The sequence below is a fragment of the Kocuria atrinae C3-8 genome (assembly GCF_000286355.1).
Lineage (GTDB): Bacteria > Actinomycetota > Actinomycetes > Actinomycetales > Micrococcaceae > Kocuria > Kocuria atrinae_A.
In genome coordinates this window covers 1-13793 of the sequence record NZ_AJXN01000051.1, presented here as the reverse complement: position 1 = coordinate 13793, position 13793 = coordinate 1, and the positions used below count along the sequence as shown (strand labels likewise).

The window sequence follows — 13793 nt, the reverse complement described above, 5'->3', positions numbered from 1 at the left end:
GTGGAGGCGGGGCCCGAGTTGTGTGGGGACGCTACTTCTTGTCGTCGCTGTCCTCACGAATGGTGTTGATGATTCCCGAGAAGTCCTGGCGGGCGCCCTCACCCTCCGAGAACTTCTTGTAAATATCCGCCGCCAACTGACCCATCTGAGCGTCCACGCCCGTCTGCTCAATGGCGGTGACAGCCAAGTTGAGATCCTTGGACATCAGCGCACCACCAAAACCGGGCTGGTAGTCGTTGTTGGCCGGGCTCGTAGGAACGGGTCCGGGCACCGGGCAGTTGGTGGTCAGGGCCCAGCATTGACCGGAGGCCTTGGACACCACGTCGTACATGGCCTGGTGTTCGAGTCCGAGCTTCTCAGCCAGAACGAAGGCCTCGCTGACGGCCACCATGGAGATCCCCAGGATCATGTTGTTGCAGATCTTGGCGGCCTGCCCCATGCCGTTGTCACCGCAGTGCACGATGCGGGCGCCCATGATGTCCAGAAGCGGGTGGATCTCCTGGTAGACGTCGTGCGGGGCACCCACCATGAACGCGAGCGTGCCTGCCTGTGCACCCACTACACCGCCGGAGACCGGGGCGTCGGCCGCCTTGAAACCGGCCTCCTTGGCCAGGGTGGCCACCTCTTGCGCCTCGGAAATGTTGATGGTCGAGCAATCCAGGAACGTGGCACCTGCCGGGGCCGCCGCGAGAAGGCCCTCGGCGCGTCGGCACCGTGTAGGCATCCTTGACGTGCTTGCCGGACGGGAACATGGTGATGATGACCTGTGCGCCCCGCACGGCCTCCTGCGGGCTGTCCGCCACGGTGATGCCGTTCTCGCGAGCGATGTCGAGCGCGGCCGGGACCACATCGAATCCCGTCACGGGTACTCCCGCTTGCACCAGGTTCACGGCCATGGGACCACCCATGTGACCCAGTCCCAGGAACGCAACGTTCGGCGGGTTGACTGTCGGTGAAGTGTTCATGACTCTCCTTCGAGTTGAGAAATCAGGGACTCGGCGCGGGTCAGCTGCCTTCGGGCATCACGAAGCTGGCGCCTTCCTTGGCACCCGAAGGCCAGCGCGTGGTGACCGTCTTGGTCTTGGTGTAGAACTTCAGACCGTCCGTACCGTGCTGGTTCAGGTCGCCGAAGCCCGAGGCCTTCCAGCCACCGAAGGTGTAGTACGCGATGGGCACCGGAATCGGAACGTTGACGCCCACCATGCCGACCTCCACGCGGGTGGTGAAGTCGCGTGCGGTGTCACCGTCGCGGGTGAAGATGGCCACGCCATTGCCGTACTCGTGCTCGCTGGGCAGACGCAGCGCTTCCTCGTAGTCAGCGGCGCGGGCGATGCACAGTACCGGGCCGAAGATCTCTTCCTTGTAGATTCGCATGTCCGGGGTGACGCGGTCGAAGAGCGTGGCACGACCCAGAAACCGTTGGGGTGGCCGTCGACGGTCGCACCGCGGCCGTCCACGAGCAGCTCGGCGCCCTCGTCCACGCCGATTCCGATGTAATTCTCGATGCGCTCCTTGGCGTCCTTGCCGACCACGGGGCCGAAGTCCGAAGATTCGTCCAGCGACGGGCCCAAGGTGAGCTTGTCGATCCGCTCGCGCAACAGTTCCACGAGCTTGTCCGCGGTGGCCTCGCCCACGGGAACCGCCACCGAGATGGCCATGCAGCGCTCACCGGCGGAGCCGTACGCGGCGCCCATAAGAGCGTCCGCAGCCTGCTCGAGATCTGCATCCGGCATGATCACCATGTGGTTCTTGGCGCCGCCGAAGCACTGCGCCCGCTTGTTGTGCTTGGCCGCACCCATGTAGATCGACTGGGCAATCGGAGAGGAACCGACGAATCCGATGGCCTTGACCCGGGGATCTTCGATGAGGGTGTCCACCGCGGTCTTGTCACCGTGGATCACGTTCAGGGTGCCCTCGGGCATGCCTGCATCGAGAGCCAACTCGGCCAGGCGAACCGGCACGGATGGGTCACGCTCGGAGGGCTTGAGGACAAAGGTGTTACCGGCGGCCAGGGCGATGCCGGCCTTCCACAGCGGGATCATGGCCGGGAAGTTGAACGGAGTGATTCCCGCGACCACACCGAGCGGCTGACGCAGCGAGTGCACGTCGATGCCGGTACCGGCAGCGGTCGAGTACTCACCCTTGAGCAGGTGGGGTGCACCTGCAGCGAACTCGACCACTTCCACGCCTCGCTGGATGTCGCCCTTGGCATCCGGGAAGGTCTTGCCGTGCTCGTTGGACAACAGTGTGGCGAGCTCATCCATGTTCTCGTTGATGAGATCCACCCACTTGAGCAACACGCGACCGCGGCGCTGGGCATTGGTGGTGGACCATTTGGCGAAAGCCTGCTGCGAGGAGTCGATCGCGTTCTCTACTTCCTCGACGGACGCGAGGGGCACCTGAGCGGCGACCTCACCCTTGACCGGGTTGTAGACGTCTTGGAAGCGACCGGACGCGCCTTCTACGCGGCGGCCGGAAATGAAGTGAGGAACCTGAGTCATTGGTGCTCTCCTGAGATGGTTGGTGCGTCGCGCTGTGACGTGTGTCTCACAGATAATCTAACGACAAACCATTGGACATGCAACTAATTTTTTAGGTTCATTCACCCGACGACGCCGCTCGGTGCGGTCCCGCGATTGGGGCGGGTTGATTCGTCGGTGCCGGACCTGCGATCACACTGCGTGCGAAGACGCAGTTATGTTGACGGGTCAGTCGATGTCTTCACCCGCGAGCGCCTTGGCGCCCAGACTCTCCTCTTCAGCGGCCTCCCAGACCTCACGCGCGGCAAAGAAGGTCAGGATCACAATGAACAGCCCCAGGATGATGTCCGGCCAACCGGACCTGGTCAGGGCGGTAATCCCGCCCATCAGGATGATGGCCACATTGATGAGCACGTCATTGCGAGCCGCGAGGAACGCCGCGGTGCCCATGGATCCGGCGTTTTTCCGGTGGCGGGCAAGGAGCAGCGCGCATACGAGGTTGATCACGGCCGCTCCCCCGGCGGTGATCGCCAGCAGGAAGGGGTCCGGTGCCTGCGGATCGAAGGCTTTGCGGACCAGCTGAACGGCCGCGGCAAACGCGGGGATGAGAATAATGACTGCCATGACGCGTCCTGCCATGGACTGCGCGCGCACCGACCACCCGAGAGCAATGAAGATGAGCAGGTTGATGGCCACGTCTTCCAGGAAGTCCACTCCGTCCGCGAAGAGCGCGACCGAACCGATATGGAGGGCCACTCCCATCTCCACGAAGAAGTAGGCGAGGTTCAACAGTGCCACCACCAACACCGTGATGCGGAGCGAACGAACGAGCTGAGAAGATGGACCCATGAGCGAAGAGACTACCGAAGAACTGCCCATCCGCGACGAGATGATCCGCCTGGGTCAGGCGCTCAAGCTCGCCAACCTCGCAGAGGACGGCAACCACGCCAAGGAGCTCATTTCCGAAGGCGTAGTGATCGTGAACGGCAAAGAAGAACATCGCCGCGGTGCACAGTTGCACCACGGCGATGTCATTGAAGTCCTGGGAGCTGACCTCCCAGCGGTGAAGATCATCAGTTCTGCGGGCGAGGCTTCCACGGAAGCGTAACGACCACCAGTCCCACCAGGGTCACCAGCGTTCCGATGATCGTGACCGGCGTGACGATCGTGTTGGGCGTGGGCACAACGAGGTCCAGGACCAGGGCGGAAATCAACATGCCCGCGACCATGCCCAGGCTGGTCTCCAACACCCCGAAGTGCTTGGGCAGCACGCTGGATGCAGCCACGTGGATGATGCCCAAGATGCCACCGGCGTAGAGCCACCATTGGCCAGGCCAGACCCACGGGCCGGGATCCGAAATACTGCGCGCAATCAACACGGTCACGATCAGCGCGAGCGTACCCGCAGCGAAGTTCGTGAGAGTGGGAGTGATGGGTGTACCGGCCTTGGCGCCGATCCCCGCATTCCAGGCGGTCATGATCGCGTTACCCAGTCCGGCCAGCACGGACAGCGTGGCAAAGAGAATGAGTAGCGGCAGCGATGCCGCCAGGTCGGTCGCGGCGAAGCGAGGCGTCATGGCCACCAGCGCCGCCACAATGATGATGGCGGTGCCGACCACGCGATAACCGGTCAGGTATTTCACGCCACCCGGGCCCACGCCAAAGCGGTCGACGATCAGCGAACCGACCGACTTGCCGAACACGAGCCCCAGGATGTAGACGGACAAGCCCAGGACACCGTGGTCATCGCTTGGGTGACGATCATGAAGCCGCCCAACACACCCGCGGTGAGATACCACCACGGAACCTCGCCGCTCTTCACCGCCGCGGGAATTCGAGAAGCACCCCGTCGTCCGGCGGGAGTCACGATGGTCACGACCAGGATGATCAGGAACGCGGAGGAAAAGCTGACCAGGGCGGCTCCGTAGGGGTCGCTCACCGCATGCCCCAACTCGCCGTTGACCCTGGACTGCAACGCCTGAGCCGTGCCCGCGAGCAGACTCACAACGAGCCCCACGGTCAGTGCCACGGCACCGCGCGCGGACGCACCGGGGGCTTCTTATTTCCGGGCGCAGGGGAAGTCTTGGATTCCACCGTGGTCTGAACAGTCATGGCGCCCAATGTAGGCGCGGCGTACCCCTCAGGGCACGCCGCCTGTCACGCTTCGTAGCAATCGGGCTCGTTCCGGAGTCGTGACGTGGAACCGGTGTGCGTCAGCGCACCACGTGCTGCAGGTACTCCTTGATGTGGCCGAGCTCCTGCGGGGACACGCCATGACCGATTCCCCGGTACTGCACCTTGGTGACCTCGGCATGATCAACGCACCAGTCCGCCGTTGCATCCACCATGGCCTGCGGGATGACCGGGTCCTCGGGGTCGCGGCCCCAGAACATCTGCAGGGGGTGCTCCTTGAGGTAAGTGTCGCGGAAGAAGTCCGCGTGAGCGTCGTCGTCGGCGATCGGCACGACGAAACCGGACAGGCCGACCACGGCGTCCACAGTTTCGGGAATGTGCCGCGCCACGCTCGTGGCGACCGCCATGCCCTGGGAGAAGCCCAACAAGAACACCCGGGAGTGTTCTTGGCTTGTTCCTCGACCCACGCCGCCACGGGACGAACCGAGTCCACCACTGCCTCGGTCGAGAAACTCGCGTCCGCTGACAACGGGAACCATTGGAATCCCATTTGCGCTCGCTGCGGTGCCCGCACGGATGCGTACGTGGCGCCCGGTAGCAGGGCCGGGATCAAGGCCATCAGATCCTCTTCGTGGGATCCGTAGCCGTGGAACAACACCACGAGCGGGGTGTCGGCACGTTGGGCGGGCTCGTTGTTCCAGATCACAAACGGAGTATCACTCATGTGACCATCCTGACATGACTCGCGGGTGCCTCATATTCGGCCCGTGCATCACTGGATGGTGAGTGGTAGAAAAGCGCATATGGCTTTACCTGATACTCCCCCCGAGCACGACGATCACTCCGAAAACAGCAAGCAAGAAGAACACTCCACTCCCCCGTCCCACCCCTGGCACCGCATGGTGTCGATCGGCGATCCTTCACGGAAGGCGTGGGCGACCCGGACGAGCAGGTCCCCGGCGGCACCGCGGTTGGGCGGACCGCGTTGCCGAAGAACTGGACCGGCTCACGGATGACTTCGCCTACGCCAACCTGGCCATTCGCGGACGCCTCTACCAACCCATCATCGATGAACAGCTGGAACCGGCCCTGGCGCTGAACCCCGATCTGGTGACCATCAGCGCGGGCGGTAACGACATGCTTCGCCCCGGAGCGGACCCGGACGCCATCGCCCAGAAACTGGACGGCGTGATCACGCAGATCGCGGAGACCGGTGCCACCGTGGTGATGTTCAACGGACCTGATCTGGGCAACACGCCCGTGCTGCGTAGTATTCGCGGCCGAGTGGCCATTTGGAACGAGAACGTGCGCGTGATCGCCGCACGCCACGGTGCGGTCATGACCGACCTCTGGGCCTGCACGAACTGGGTGACCCGCTCATGTGGGCGCCCGACCGGCTGCATTTCTCACCGCTGGGGCATCAGCGAATCGCGGTGGAAGTCCTGGATTCTCTGGGCATCGATCACGGCCTGGTCCCCGATGTCCTGGAACAAAAGCCCGCCCGGAGCAAGCGTGAGGTCCGCCGCGATGACCTCGTGTGGGCGCGCAAGCACTTCGCGCCGTGGGTGGCCCGCCGCATCACTAAGCGCAGCTCCGGTGACTACGTCACGGCCAAGCGCCCGGAGTTCGGTCGCGCGGTCATCCCTGGTGCCGGCGAGGACCCCAGCGCCGCAGAACAAGAATAGGACCGAGGACTAGTCCTTCAGCACCGTCTTTTTGAGCAGCATGCCCAGCTGAGGCGCTTCGATCAGGAACCCGTCGTGCCCGCTGGGTGAGCTGATCATGTGCAATGTCTGGTCACCGGGCAACGCACGCACGAGTTCCGCCGATTCCGCCGGGAAGAACAGCCGGTCCGAGTCGACCCCGGCCACGAGCCACTCGCACGAGGTGCCGGCCAGGACTTCTTCCAGGCTGCCGCGACCGCGCGTTACGTCGTGGGACATCAAGGTCTCGTTCACGCTCAGGTACGAGTTCGCGTCGAAGCGCCCGGCCAGTTTGGACGCCTGGTGGTCCAGGTAACTCTCCACGCGATAGCGGCCACGCTGCGCGGTGTGGGTTGCGTCCACGTCCTCGTTGATTTGGGCCTCACGGCCGAAGCGGTAGTGCAACTCCGCCGCCGAACGGTAGGTGATGTGCGCGATGCGCCGCGCCAGTCCCAGCCCGGCTTCAGGAAATTCGCCGTCGTAGTAGTCGCCGCCACGGAAATTCGGGTCCTGGCGGATGGCGAGCGCCTGTGCCTGGCCCCACGCGAGCAGTTCTGCGCTGGCGGAGGGGCACGCGGCAATCACGCCACACGCGGCCACGCGGTCCGGGTACATCACGGCCCATTCGAGGGCGCGAGCGCCACCCATGGAGCCGCCGATCACCAATCGCCAGCGCTCGACGCCCAGGGCGTCGGAGAGCACGGCCTCCGCAGTGACCGTGTCCCGCACGGTGACCCGCGGGAACCGAGATCCCCACGGCTTCCGTTCCGGGTCCACCTCGGGTGGAGCCTGGGTGGCCGGACCGGTACTGCCGTAGCAGCCGCCCAGGATGTTCGCGCACACCACAAAGTACTTATCGGTGTCGATGGCCGCTCCCGGTCCCACCAGGCCGTCCCACCAGCCTCCGGCCTCGGCGGCCAGGCGTTCTACTTCGGGTGCGTGCTCACGCGACTGACCGCGCGCCACGTGTGAGTCGCCCGTGAGTGCGTGTTCGATCAGCACGGCGTTGGAGGCGTCGTCGTTGAGTCTGCCCCACGTTTCGTAGGCCAGCGCCCGCGAGGGAGGCGGTACCCGGATTCCATAGTTATAGGACCCACGTCGATATAGCCCACTACGCCGTCCTCGCGCACGAGCGAATCGGTGGTCCCGCCTCCCACGATGGTCACGCCTGCGGTCCTCCTTCACCGGACGACGACGCCGCCGCCGCGGGGACTCCCAGCGGGGCCACGGCCTCGAAGCCGGACTCCAGGTCGGCCAGGATGTCATCGATGGACTCCAAGCCCACGGACAGTCGCACAAACCCGGGCTCGATGCCGGTGGCACGCTGTTCCTCGTCCGTCAGCTGCGAGTGCGTGGTGGAGGCAGGGTGGATCACCAATGAGCGTGCATCGCCAATATTGGCCACGTTCGAGTGCAGGGTCAGCGCATCGACGAACGCGGTGCCCGCCTCCCGGCCGCCGTCCAGGACGAAGCCGAGCACGGAACCGGCGCCCTTGGGTGAGTATTTCTTGCCGCGTTCGTGCCACGGCGAGGTCGTGAGACCGGCGTAGGAGACGGCGCGGACGTCGTCGCGCGCTTCGAGCCACTCCGCGACCTTCTGGGCATTAGCCACGTGACGATCCATGCGCAGGGACAGTGTCTCGATGCCCTGCTCGATGAGGAACGCGTTGAACGGTGAAATCGACGACCCCAGGTCGCGCAGCAACTGCACACGCGCCTTGAGGATGTAGGACAGGTTCACTCCGAAGATGCCGTCCTTGCCGAGGGCCTGTGCATAGACCAAGCCGTTGTAGGAATCGTCCGGTTCGTTGAAAGCCGGGAAGCGCTGCGGGTCCTGGCCGAAATCGAAGTTGCCCGCGTCCACGATCATGCCGCCGATGGACGTGCCATGACCGCCCATGAACTTGGTCGCGGAATGCACCACGATGTCCGCGCCCCACTCGATCGGGCGGATCAGGTACGGCGTAGCGATCGTGTTGTCCACGATCAGCGGCACACCGGATTCGTGGGCGATGGCGGAAATGGTCTCGATATCCAGCACGTCGTTGCGCGGATTGGGGATGGACTCCCCGAAGAACGCCACGGTGTTGGGTTGGACCGCGGCACGCCATGCCTGGGGATCGTCCGGGTCGGACACGAAGGTGGTTTCCACGCCCAGCTTGGGCAGGGTATGACGCAACAGGTTGTACGTTCCGCCGTACATGGACGGGCTGGCCACCACGTGTGTTCCGGCGCCCCCCAGGTTGAGGATCGCGAACGTGGACGCGGCCTGGCCCGAGCTGAGCATGAGCGCACCCACGCCTCCCTCCAGGGAGCACGCGGTTCTCGACCACTTCCGTGGTCGGGTTCGTCAGGCGGGTGTAGATGGGGCCAAGTTCCGCCAGGGCAAAACGGTTGGCCGCCGTCTCGGCATCGGGGAACACGTAGGACGTGGTCTGGTGGATCGGCAGTGCCCGGGAACCCGTGGTGGGATCAGGCTCCTGACCAGCGTGGATCTGTCGAGTTTCGAAGGCCCAACCCTCTGGGCTGGACGGGGTGGCTGCGGGGCTCATACCGCACTCCCTCTCAGGATCAGGGGCCCGGTGAACGATCCGCAGCACGGTGCCCGTGCAGCGATCGGGCACCTGTGACCCGCGCTTGCCAACACCGAAGTATTTCGGTGCGGCCTGGTCCTCACCCAGGGCACCCCACCGCGGAGGGAGGGTTGCCGGTCAGCTAGCTGGGGCTTCTCGCTGACTCTCGTGACCTGCTCTTCATTGTCCGGAGCCGGTACCTAGAACGTCAAGCTGAGTTACACACGTCACACGGTCATGTTTCAGCTCTCGATTTGGAGACCACTGTGCGCGGTGCCACGATGTGACCATGAAACTGGATCATGTCTCATTCGCAGCACAATCCGATGGTCTTGAAGCCACCACGGAACGGATTGCCGATCAGCTAGGGATCGAGCCGGTCAAGGGCGGCATCCACCCGCGCTTCGGTACGCGAAACATGATCCTGCCCCTCACGGGTCACCAGTACGTGGAGGTGGTCGAGGTTCTCGAGCACCCCGCCGCAGACAAGGCCCCGTTCGGTCAGGCCGTCCGCGCGCGTTCCGAGGCCGGCGGCGGCTGGCTCGGTTGGGTGGTCGAGGTTCAGGACCTCACACCCTACGAGGAGAAGTTGGGCCGCCCCTCCGTTCCCGGTTTCCGGTTGTTCCCGGACGGCCGTCAGCTGGAGTGGCACCAGATCGGCGTGAAGGGTCTGATCGCGGACCCGCAGTTGCCGTTCATGGTCCGTTTCGATTCCGAGTCCGATATGCACCCTTCCCAGGCCCGCATCACGGACGTCCAGCTGGCCGGTATGGAAATCGCGGGTTCCCCGGAGCGCGTGACCGAGTGGTTGGGCGGCCCGGTCGAGGACGTCCTGGCCTCGCTGGACGTCACCTGGTGCTCCCCCAACGGCACCCCGGGCGTGATGGCCGTTTCCTTCACCACGCCGGACGGCCAGGTCACCATTTAGTTTTCTGACGACGCCGCTGCCGCGACTTTTTCGAGCGAAAAGTTGCGGCAGCGGCGTCGTCGTTCGTTAACCGGCGAGAAGTTGCGGGAGCAGGAAACCAGTGATGTCCAAGAGTGCGTGGGCGATGAGCAGCGACGCGAGTCGGCCGTAGCGGCGGTAGACCCACACGAACACCAGACCCATGACCAGGTTGCCGAGGGCCGGCCGAAGCCTTGGTAGAGGTGGTAACTGGCGCGGAAGACTGAGGTGACCACCGCGATGGTGACCCAGGACCATCCGATCCGACGCAGTCGATCGCACAGGAACGCCACGACGATGATCTCCTCGACCAAGCTGTGGCGCAGCGCGGAGAGAATCAGGACGGGCACGGTCCACCAGTGCTCGTCGAGGGCCGAAGTGTTGATGGCCGCGGTGAGACCCAGCGCGCGACCTGCCTGGTAGAGCCCCAGGGTTCCCAGCCCCATGACCAAGAACAGGCCGACTCCCCAGGCTGCGTCGCGCAGCGGATGGCGACCATCCACGCCGATCCGCCGGAGCACGCCTTTGATTCTGGGTAGCGACCCGGCCATCAGATACAGCGCGAGCGCCACGGGTACCACAGCGAAACCGATGCTCGCAAGTTGTCGGAGGAGATCGATGGCCGGGACCGGGCTCAGCACCCGGTTCAACGTGGCTTCCGCGTCCGAGAGCGGCCCGCGAGAAATTGTTTCAGCCAGGTTCAGTACGGCGTAGACGGCCGACGAGCCCAACGAGACGCCCAGGACCAGCAGGATCTGGAACCACAGTTCAGAGCGGGCGGGGCGTTGTTCGAGCGGTTGGGGGTGCGGGGAGTCTGTCAACACGGACACCATTGTGCCGTGCTCCCTAGACTGGAGTGCATGAGTTCCGACAAGCCTTCATATCCCGTAGCCGTTCGCCGTACCGTCCAGCGCAGTTTCCACGACCACACGTTCGACGATCACTTCGAGTGGCTGCGGGACAAGGACTCGGACGAGGTACGGGCCCATCTTGACCTCGAGAACGAGTACGCGGAGGCCGTGACGGCTCATCTGCAGCCATTGCGAGAGAACATCTACGGTGAGATCAAGGGCCGCACGCAGGAGACGGACATGTCCGTGCCGTCCCGCAACGGGGACTGGTGGTATTTCGCTCGCACCGTGGAGGGTGGTGCGCACCAGATCTTCTGTCGGATTCCCGCGTCCGACGTTGGTGACACCGAGCTGGCGTGGACCCCACCGACCGTGGAACCGGGTGTTCACCTTCCCGGAGAGCAGACGCTGCTGGATGCCAACGCTGCGTCAGAGGCCCACGACTTCTATGCCCTGGGTTCGTTCAGTGTGTCCGAGGACGGCACACGACTTGCATGGTCCGAAGACACCGCCGGTGACGAACGGTTCACCGTGTACCTCAAGGACCTGACCACCGGCGAGCTGCTGGCAGACCGCATTACGCAGACCTCCTACGGGGCCTTCCTGACCCCGGACGCCTCGGAGTTGATCTACACGGTGGTCGACGACGCTGGCGGCCGTGGCGCGTCTACCGGCACGTGATCGGTACGTCCACCGAGCAGGACGAGCTGATCTACCAGGAGGACAACCCCGGTCTGTGGCTGGGCGTCGAGTTGTCCGCGGATAAACAGTGGCTCATGGTGGTCTCTGCCTGCTCCGAGTACGGCGAGTACCGCATTCGGCGGATTGATGCGCCTCAGGACCCGTGGCTCACGGTGATTCCGGAAAGCGACCGCGTGCTCTACACCGCTGAGCCCATCACTGTGGCCGGCACCGACTACGTTCTGCTCACCCACGACTACCAGGCTCCCAATTCCCGGGTTAGCCTCATGTCCCTCTCCGCAGCAGGCTCGAGCATTGCGGACCTGGACCTGATAGACGTGGTTCCCGCGAGCGAGCACACCCGCATTGAGGCGTGCGAACCCACCGCCACCCATTTGGTCGTGTCACTGCGCTCCGAGACCACTCCGCGGGTGCGGCTCATTGCGCGTACCGCCCTGGACTCTCTCGTTGAGGGTGCAGCCTCCTCGGACTCTCTGGCGGCTACGGAACCCGCCTTCGATGAGGATCTGTTCACGGCAACCGTGGTCTCCGCCCGTTACGAGAACCCGGTGGTTCGGGTGTTGTACACGTCCTTTGTCACGCCCCCGCGGATCTACGATGTTCCCACCGGCGCCCCGGGCTCCGGTCCTTTGAATGAATTCGGAGTGGGAACGCCCATCATGCGCCGTGAAACCACGGTGTTGGGCGGTTACGACCCCTCGGATTACACGGTGGAACGGGATTGGGCGGTCGCCGAGGACGGCACGCGCATCCCCATTTCCTTGGTCCGCCGAGCCGATCTCGAAGCTTCCGTCCCGGCTCCCGTGGTGCAGTACGCCTACGGTTCGTACGAAGTCAGTACCGACCCCGGATTCTCCATTTCGCGATTGTCACTGCTGGACCGCGGCGTGGTGTGGGCCGTGGCCCACGTGCGCGGCGGTGGCGAGCTGGGCCGTTCCTGGTACGACGACGGCAAGAAACTCACCAAGAAGAACACCTTCACGGACTACGTGGCCGTCACCCGCCACCTCGCGCAGCGCGAGGATGTCGACGCCGCTCGCATCGCGGTCCTCGGCGGTTCCGCCGGTGGTCTGCTCGTGGGCGCGGTGCTGAATCTTGCTCCCGAGTTGTACTGCGGAGCCTTGGCGGCCGTGCCGTTCGTGGACCCCTTGACCTCCATGTTGATGCCCGAGCTGCCACTCACTGCCCTGGAATGGGAGGAGTGGGGTAACCCGATGGAAGACCAGCAGGTCTACGAGTACATGCGTTCCTATTCACCCTACGAGAATCTGCGGGATGCCAACTACCCGCCGGTCCTTGCAGTGACGAGCCTCAACGACACCCGCGTGCTCTACGTGGAACCGGCCAAGTGGGTGGCCGCGCTGCGCGAGCACGCCGAGCATCCTGAGACCGTGCTGATGCGGTGCGAAATGGCCGGCGGCCACGGCGGTGCGTCCGGCCGCTATTCCCAGTGGAAAGACACCGCGTGGGAGTACGCGTGGCTCGCTGAGCAGTTGGGTGTGACGGGCTAGACCGTTTCCTCGTGGGTCAACTGGTGGTTGGCTGAGGTTGGAGAGCGGCCACGGTGTCAGCACTGAGCACTCCCCGATCCGGCCATCCACGAGCAGGTCCGTGGCGGCACGGGCCATGGCGCTGCTCGTCTGAAAACCGTAGCCTCCCTGTCCAGCGAGCCACAGGAAGTTGCTGATCTGCGGATCCCAGCCACAGATCGGCACGCCGGACGGAGCCTCGGTACGCAGGCCAGTCCATGCCTTGCGGACGCCGGTGACCCTCAAAGACGTTTCTCGTTCGACGGTTTCAATGAGATCGTCGATGGCGTTCGGGTGGGGCTGGGCATCGCACGCGGGACTGGGTTCGGCCTCGCCCCACGAAATCATGGCCCCGTCCTCGTCGGGGCGGTAGTACCACCCGGATGCGGCGTCGTCGACCATCGGATGTATCGCGCCCAGAGGCTCAGCCAAAGAAACCAGAGCCGCGGTCCGTCGCAGCGGCTGCAACTGCTGCGGTGCCGCACCGAACAGTTCCGCCAACTGATCCGCCCATGCACCGGCTGCGTTGACGACCGTGTGAGCTATCAATTGATCGTCACCGGCGGTCAGCGCCCAGGTTCCGTCATCTGATGGCTTTGCCGCCGTGACCTTGGCGCCAGTGATGATTCGGACGCCGGCCTGCTCGGCTCGTTGTCGGTGCCACTCCACGAGCGCGGTGGCATTGGTACGTACCGCAGAATCGTCGATGATCGCTGCACTGTAGCGCTCGGGGTTGCCCGCCAGCTCCGGGCAGTACTCGAAAAGTTCCTCGCTCGACAAGGCGCGTAGACCCGGGACGGTCATTGCGGCGACGTCGGCGGTGAACCCGCCACCACGAAGGGGCTGGGCCAGGCGAGTGGAACCGGAGCAGCGTGG

At 64.5% G+C, this 13793-nt stretch carries 8 protein-coding genes, 7 pseudogenes and 1 riboswitch; of the genes and pseudogenes, 5 read left to right on the top strand and 10 right to left on the bottom strand.

The features are described from left to right. Positions 1 to 31: 31 nt before the first annotated feature. The 3 genes and pseudogenes from mmsB to YO9_RS0106440 form a co-directional block, all read right to left on the bottom strand. Positions 32 to 965 (bottom strand): annotated as a pseudogene (gene mmsB, locus YO9_RS0106450) (3-hydroxyisobutyrate dehydrogenase). A gap of 40 nt (positions 966 to 1005) precedes the next feature. Then, a pseudogene (locus YO9_RS0106445) lies at positions 1006 to 2501 on the bottom strand (CoA-acylating methylmalonate-semialdehyde dehydrogenase). Between the two features lie 207 nt (positions 2502 to 2708). After that, the gene (locus YO9_RS0106440) at positions 2709 to 3278 is read right to left on the bottom strand and encodes a cation efflux transmembrane domain-containing protein (RefSeq protein ID WP_262925605.1); all 570 of its coding nucleotides are present in this window, start codon (positions 3276 to 3278) and stop codon (positions 2709 to 2711) included. 49 nt (positions 3279 to 3327) lie between these two features. Between YO9_RS0106440 and YO9_RS0106435 the strand changes: the two genes are divergently transcribed. Further along, a complete protein-coding gene (locus YO9_RS0106435; RefSeq protein WP_016996736.1) occupies positions 3328 to 3588 on the top strand; it encodes an RNA-binding S4 domain-containing protein in 261 nt (86 codons plus the stop codon). Here YO9_RS0106435 and YO9_RS0106430 read toward each other — a convergent pair. The 3 genes from YO9_RS0106430 to YO9_RS0106420 all read right to left on the bottom strand — a co-directional run bounded on the left by YO9_RS0106430 (position 3554) and on the right by YO9_RS0106420 (position 5047). Continuing rightward, positions 3554 to 4207: a DMT family transporter gene (locus YO9_RS0106430; protein WP_223286217.1), complete on the bottom strand. Its 654-nt coding sequence runs from the start codon at positions 4205 to 4207 to the stop codon at positions 3554 to 3556. The genes YO9_RS0106435 and YO9_RS0106430 overlap by 35 nt on opposite strands. Next, positions 4156 to 4509: a DMT family transporter gene (locus YO9_RS0106425; RefSeq protein ID WP_031272803.1), complete on the bottom strand. Its 354-nt coding sequence runs from the start codon at positions 4507 to 4509 to the stop codon at positions 4156 to 4158. Before YO9_RS0106425 ends, YO9_RS0106430 begins: the two co-directional genes overlap by 52 nt. 184 nt (positions 4510 to 4693) lie before the next feature. Then, positions 4694 to 5047 (bottom strand): alpha/beta hydrolase, encoded by a 354-nt coding sequence (locus tag YO9_RS0106420; protein ID WP_016996734.1) that lies wholly within the window; start codon positions 5045 to 5047, stop codon positions 4694 to 4696. 465 nt (positions 5048 to 5512) lie between these two features. Between YO9_RS0106420 and YO9_RS0106415 the strand changes: the two are divergent. After that, positions 5513 to 6298: pseudogene (locus YO9_RS0106415) on the top strand (SGNH/GDSL hydrolase family protein). Positions 6299 to 6307: 9 nt separating this feature from the next. Here the strand turns inward: YO9_RS0106415 and metX are convergent. Both metX and YO9_RS0106405 read right to left on the bottom strand, forming a co-directional pair. Beyond that, entirely contained in the window at positions 6308 to 7318 is a 1011-nt protein-coding gene (gene metX / locus YO9_RS0106410) for a homoserine O-acetyltransferase MetX (RefSeq protein ID WP_016996733.1), read from the bottom strand. 160 nt (positions 7319 to 7478) lie between these two features. Then, a pseudogene (locus tag YO9_RS0106405) lies at positions 7479 to 8868 on the bottom strand (bifunctional o-acetylhomoserine/o-acetylserine sulfhydrylase). 76 nt (positions 8869 to 8944) lie between these two features. Further along, a riboswitch (SAM riboswitch) is annotated at positions 8945 to 9063 on the bottom strand. A gap of 115 nt (positions 9064 to 9178) precedes the next feature. Here YO9_RS0106405 and YO9_RS0106400 point away from each other — a divergent pair. Next, on the top strand, positions 9179 to 9817 hold the full coding sequence (locus YO9_RS0106400) for a VOC family protein (RefSeq protein WP_031272802.1): 639 nt from the start codon (positions 9179 to 9181) through the stop codon (positions 9815 to 9817). 66 nt (positions 9818 to 9883) lie between these two features. Here the strand turns inward: YO9_RS0106400 and YO9_RS20695 are convergent. Further along, positions 9884 to 10281: pseudogene (locus YO9_RS20695) on the bottom strand (CPBP family intramembrane glutamic endopeptidase). Positions 10282 to 10695: 414 nt separating this feature from the next. Between YO9_RS20695 and YO9_RS21870 the strand changes: the two are divergent. Together YO9_RS21870 and YO9_RS21865 are read left to right on the top strand one after the other, a co-directional pair. Then, positions 10696 to 11930 (top strand): annotated as a pseudogene (locus YO9_RS21870) (S9 family peptidase); the annotation flags it as partial. Positions 11931 to 12047: 117 nt separating this feature from the next. Further along, positions 12048 to 12899, top strand: a complete 852-nt coding sequence (locus YO9_RS21865) for a prolyl oligopeptidase family serine peptidase (protein ID WP_472973939.1) — start codon at positions 12048 to 12050, stop codon at positions 12897 to 12899. A 153-nt stretch (positions 12900 to 13052) separates the two neighbouring features. Here the strand turns inward: YO9_RS21865 and YO9_RS21460 are convergent. Then, positions 13053 to 13721: pseudogene (locus tag YO9_RS21460) on the bottom strand (NAD(P)/FAD-dependent oxidoreductase); the annotation flags it as partial. Positions 13722 to 13793 lie beyond the last annotated feature (72 nt).

Bases quoted from the DNA above. Each gene is read 5' to 3' on its own strand.
- YO9_RS0106435 (WP_016996736.1), top strand. From the start codon at position 3,328: ATGAGCGAAGAGACTACCGAAGAACTGCCCATCCGCGACGAGATGATC.
- YO9_RS0106400 (WP_031272802.1), top strand. From the start codon at position 9,179: ATGAAACTGGATCATGTCTCATTCGCAGCACAATCCGATGGTCTTGAA.
- YO9_RS21865 (WP_472973939.1), top strand. From the start codon at position 12,048: ATGCGCCGTGAAACCACGGTGTTGGGCGGTTACGACCCCTCGGATTAC.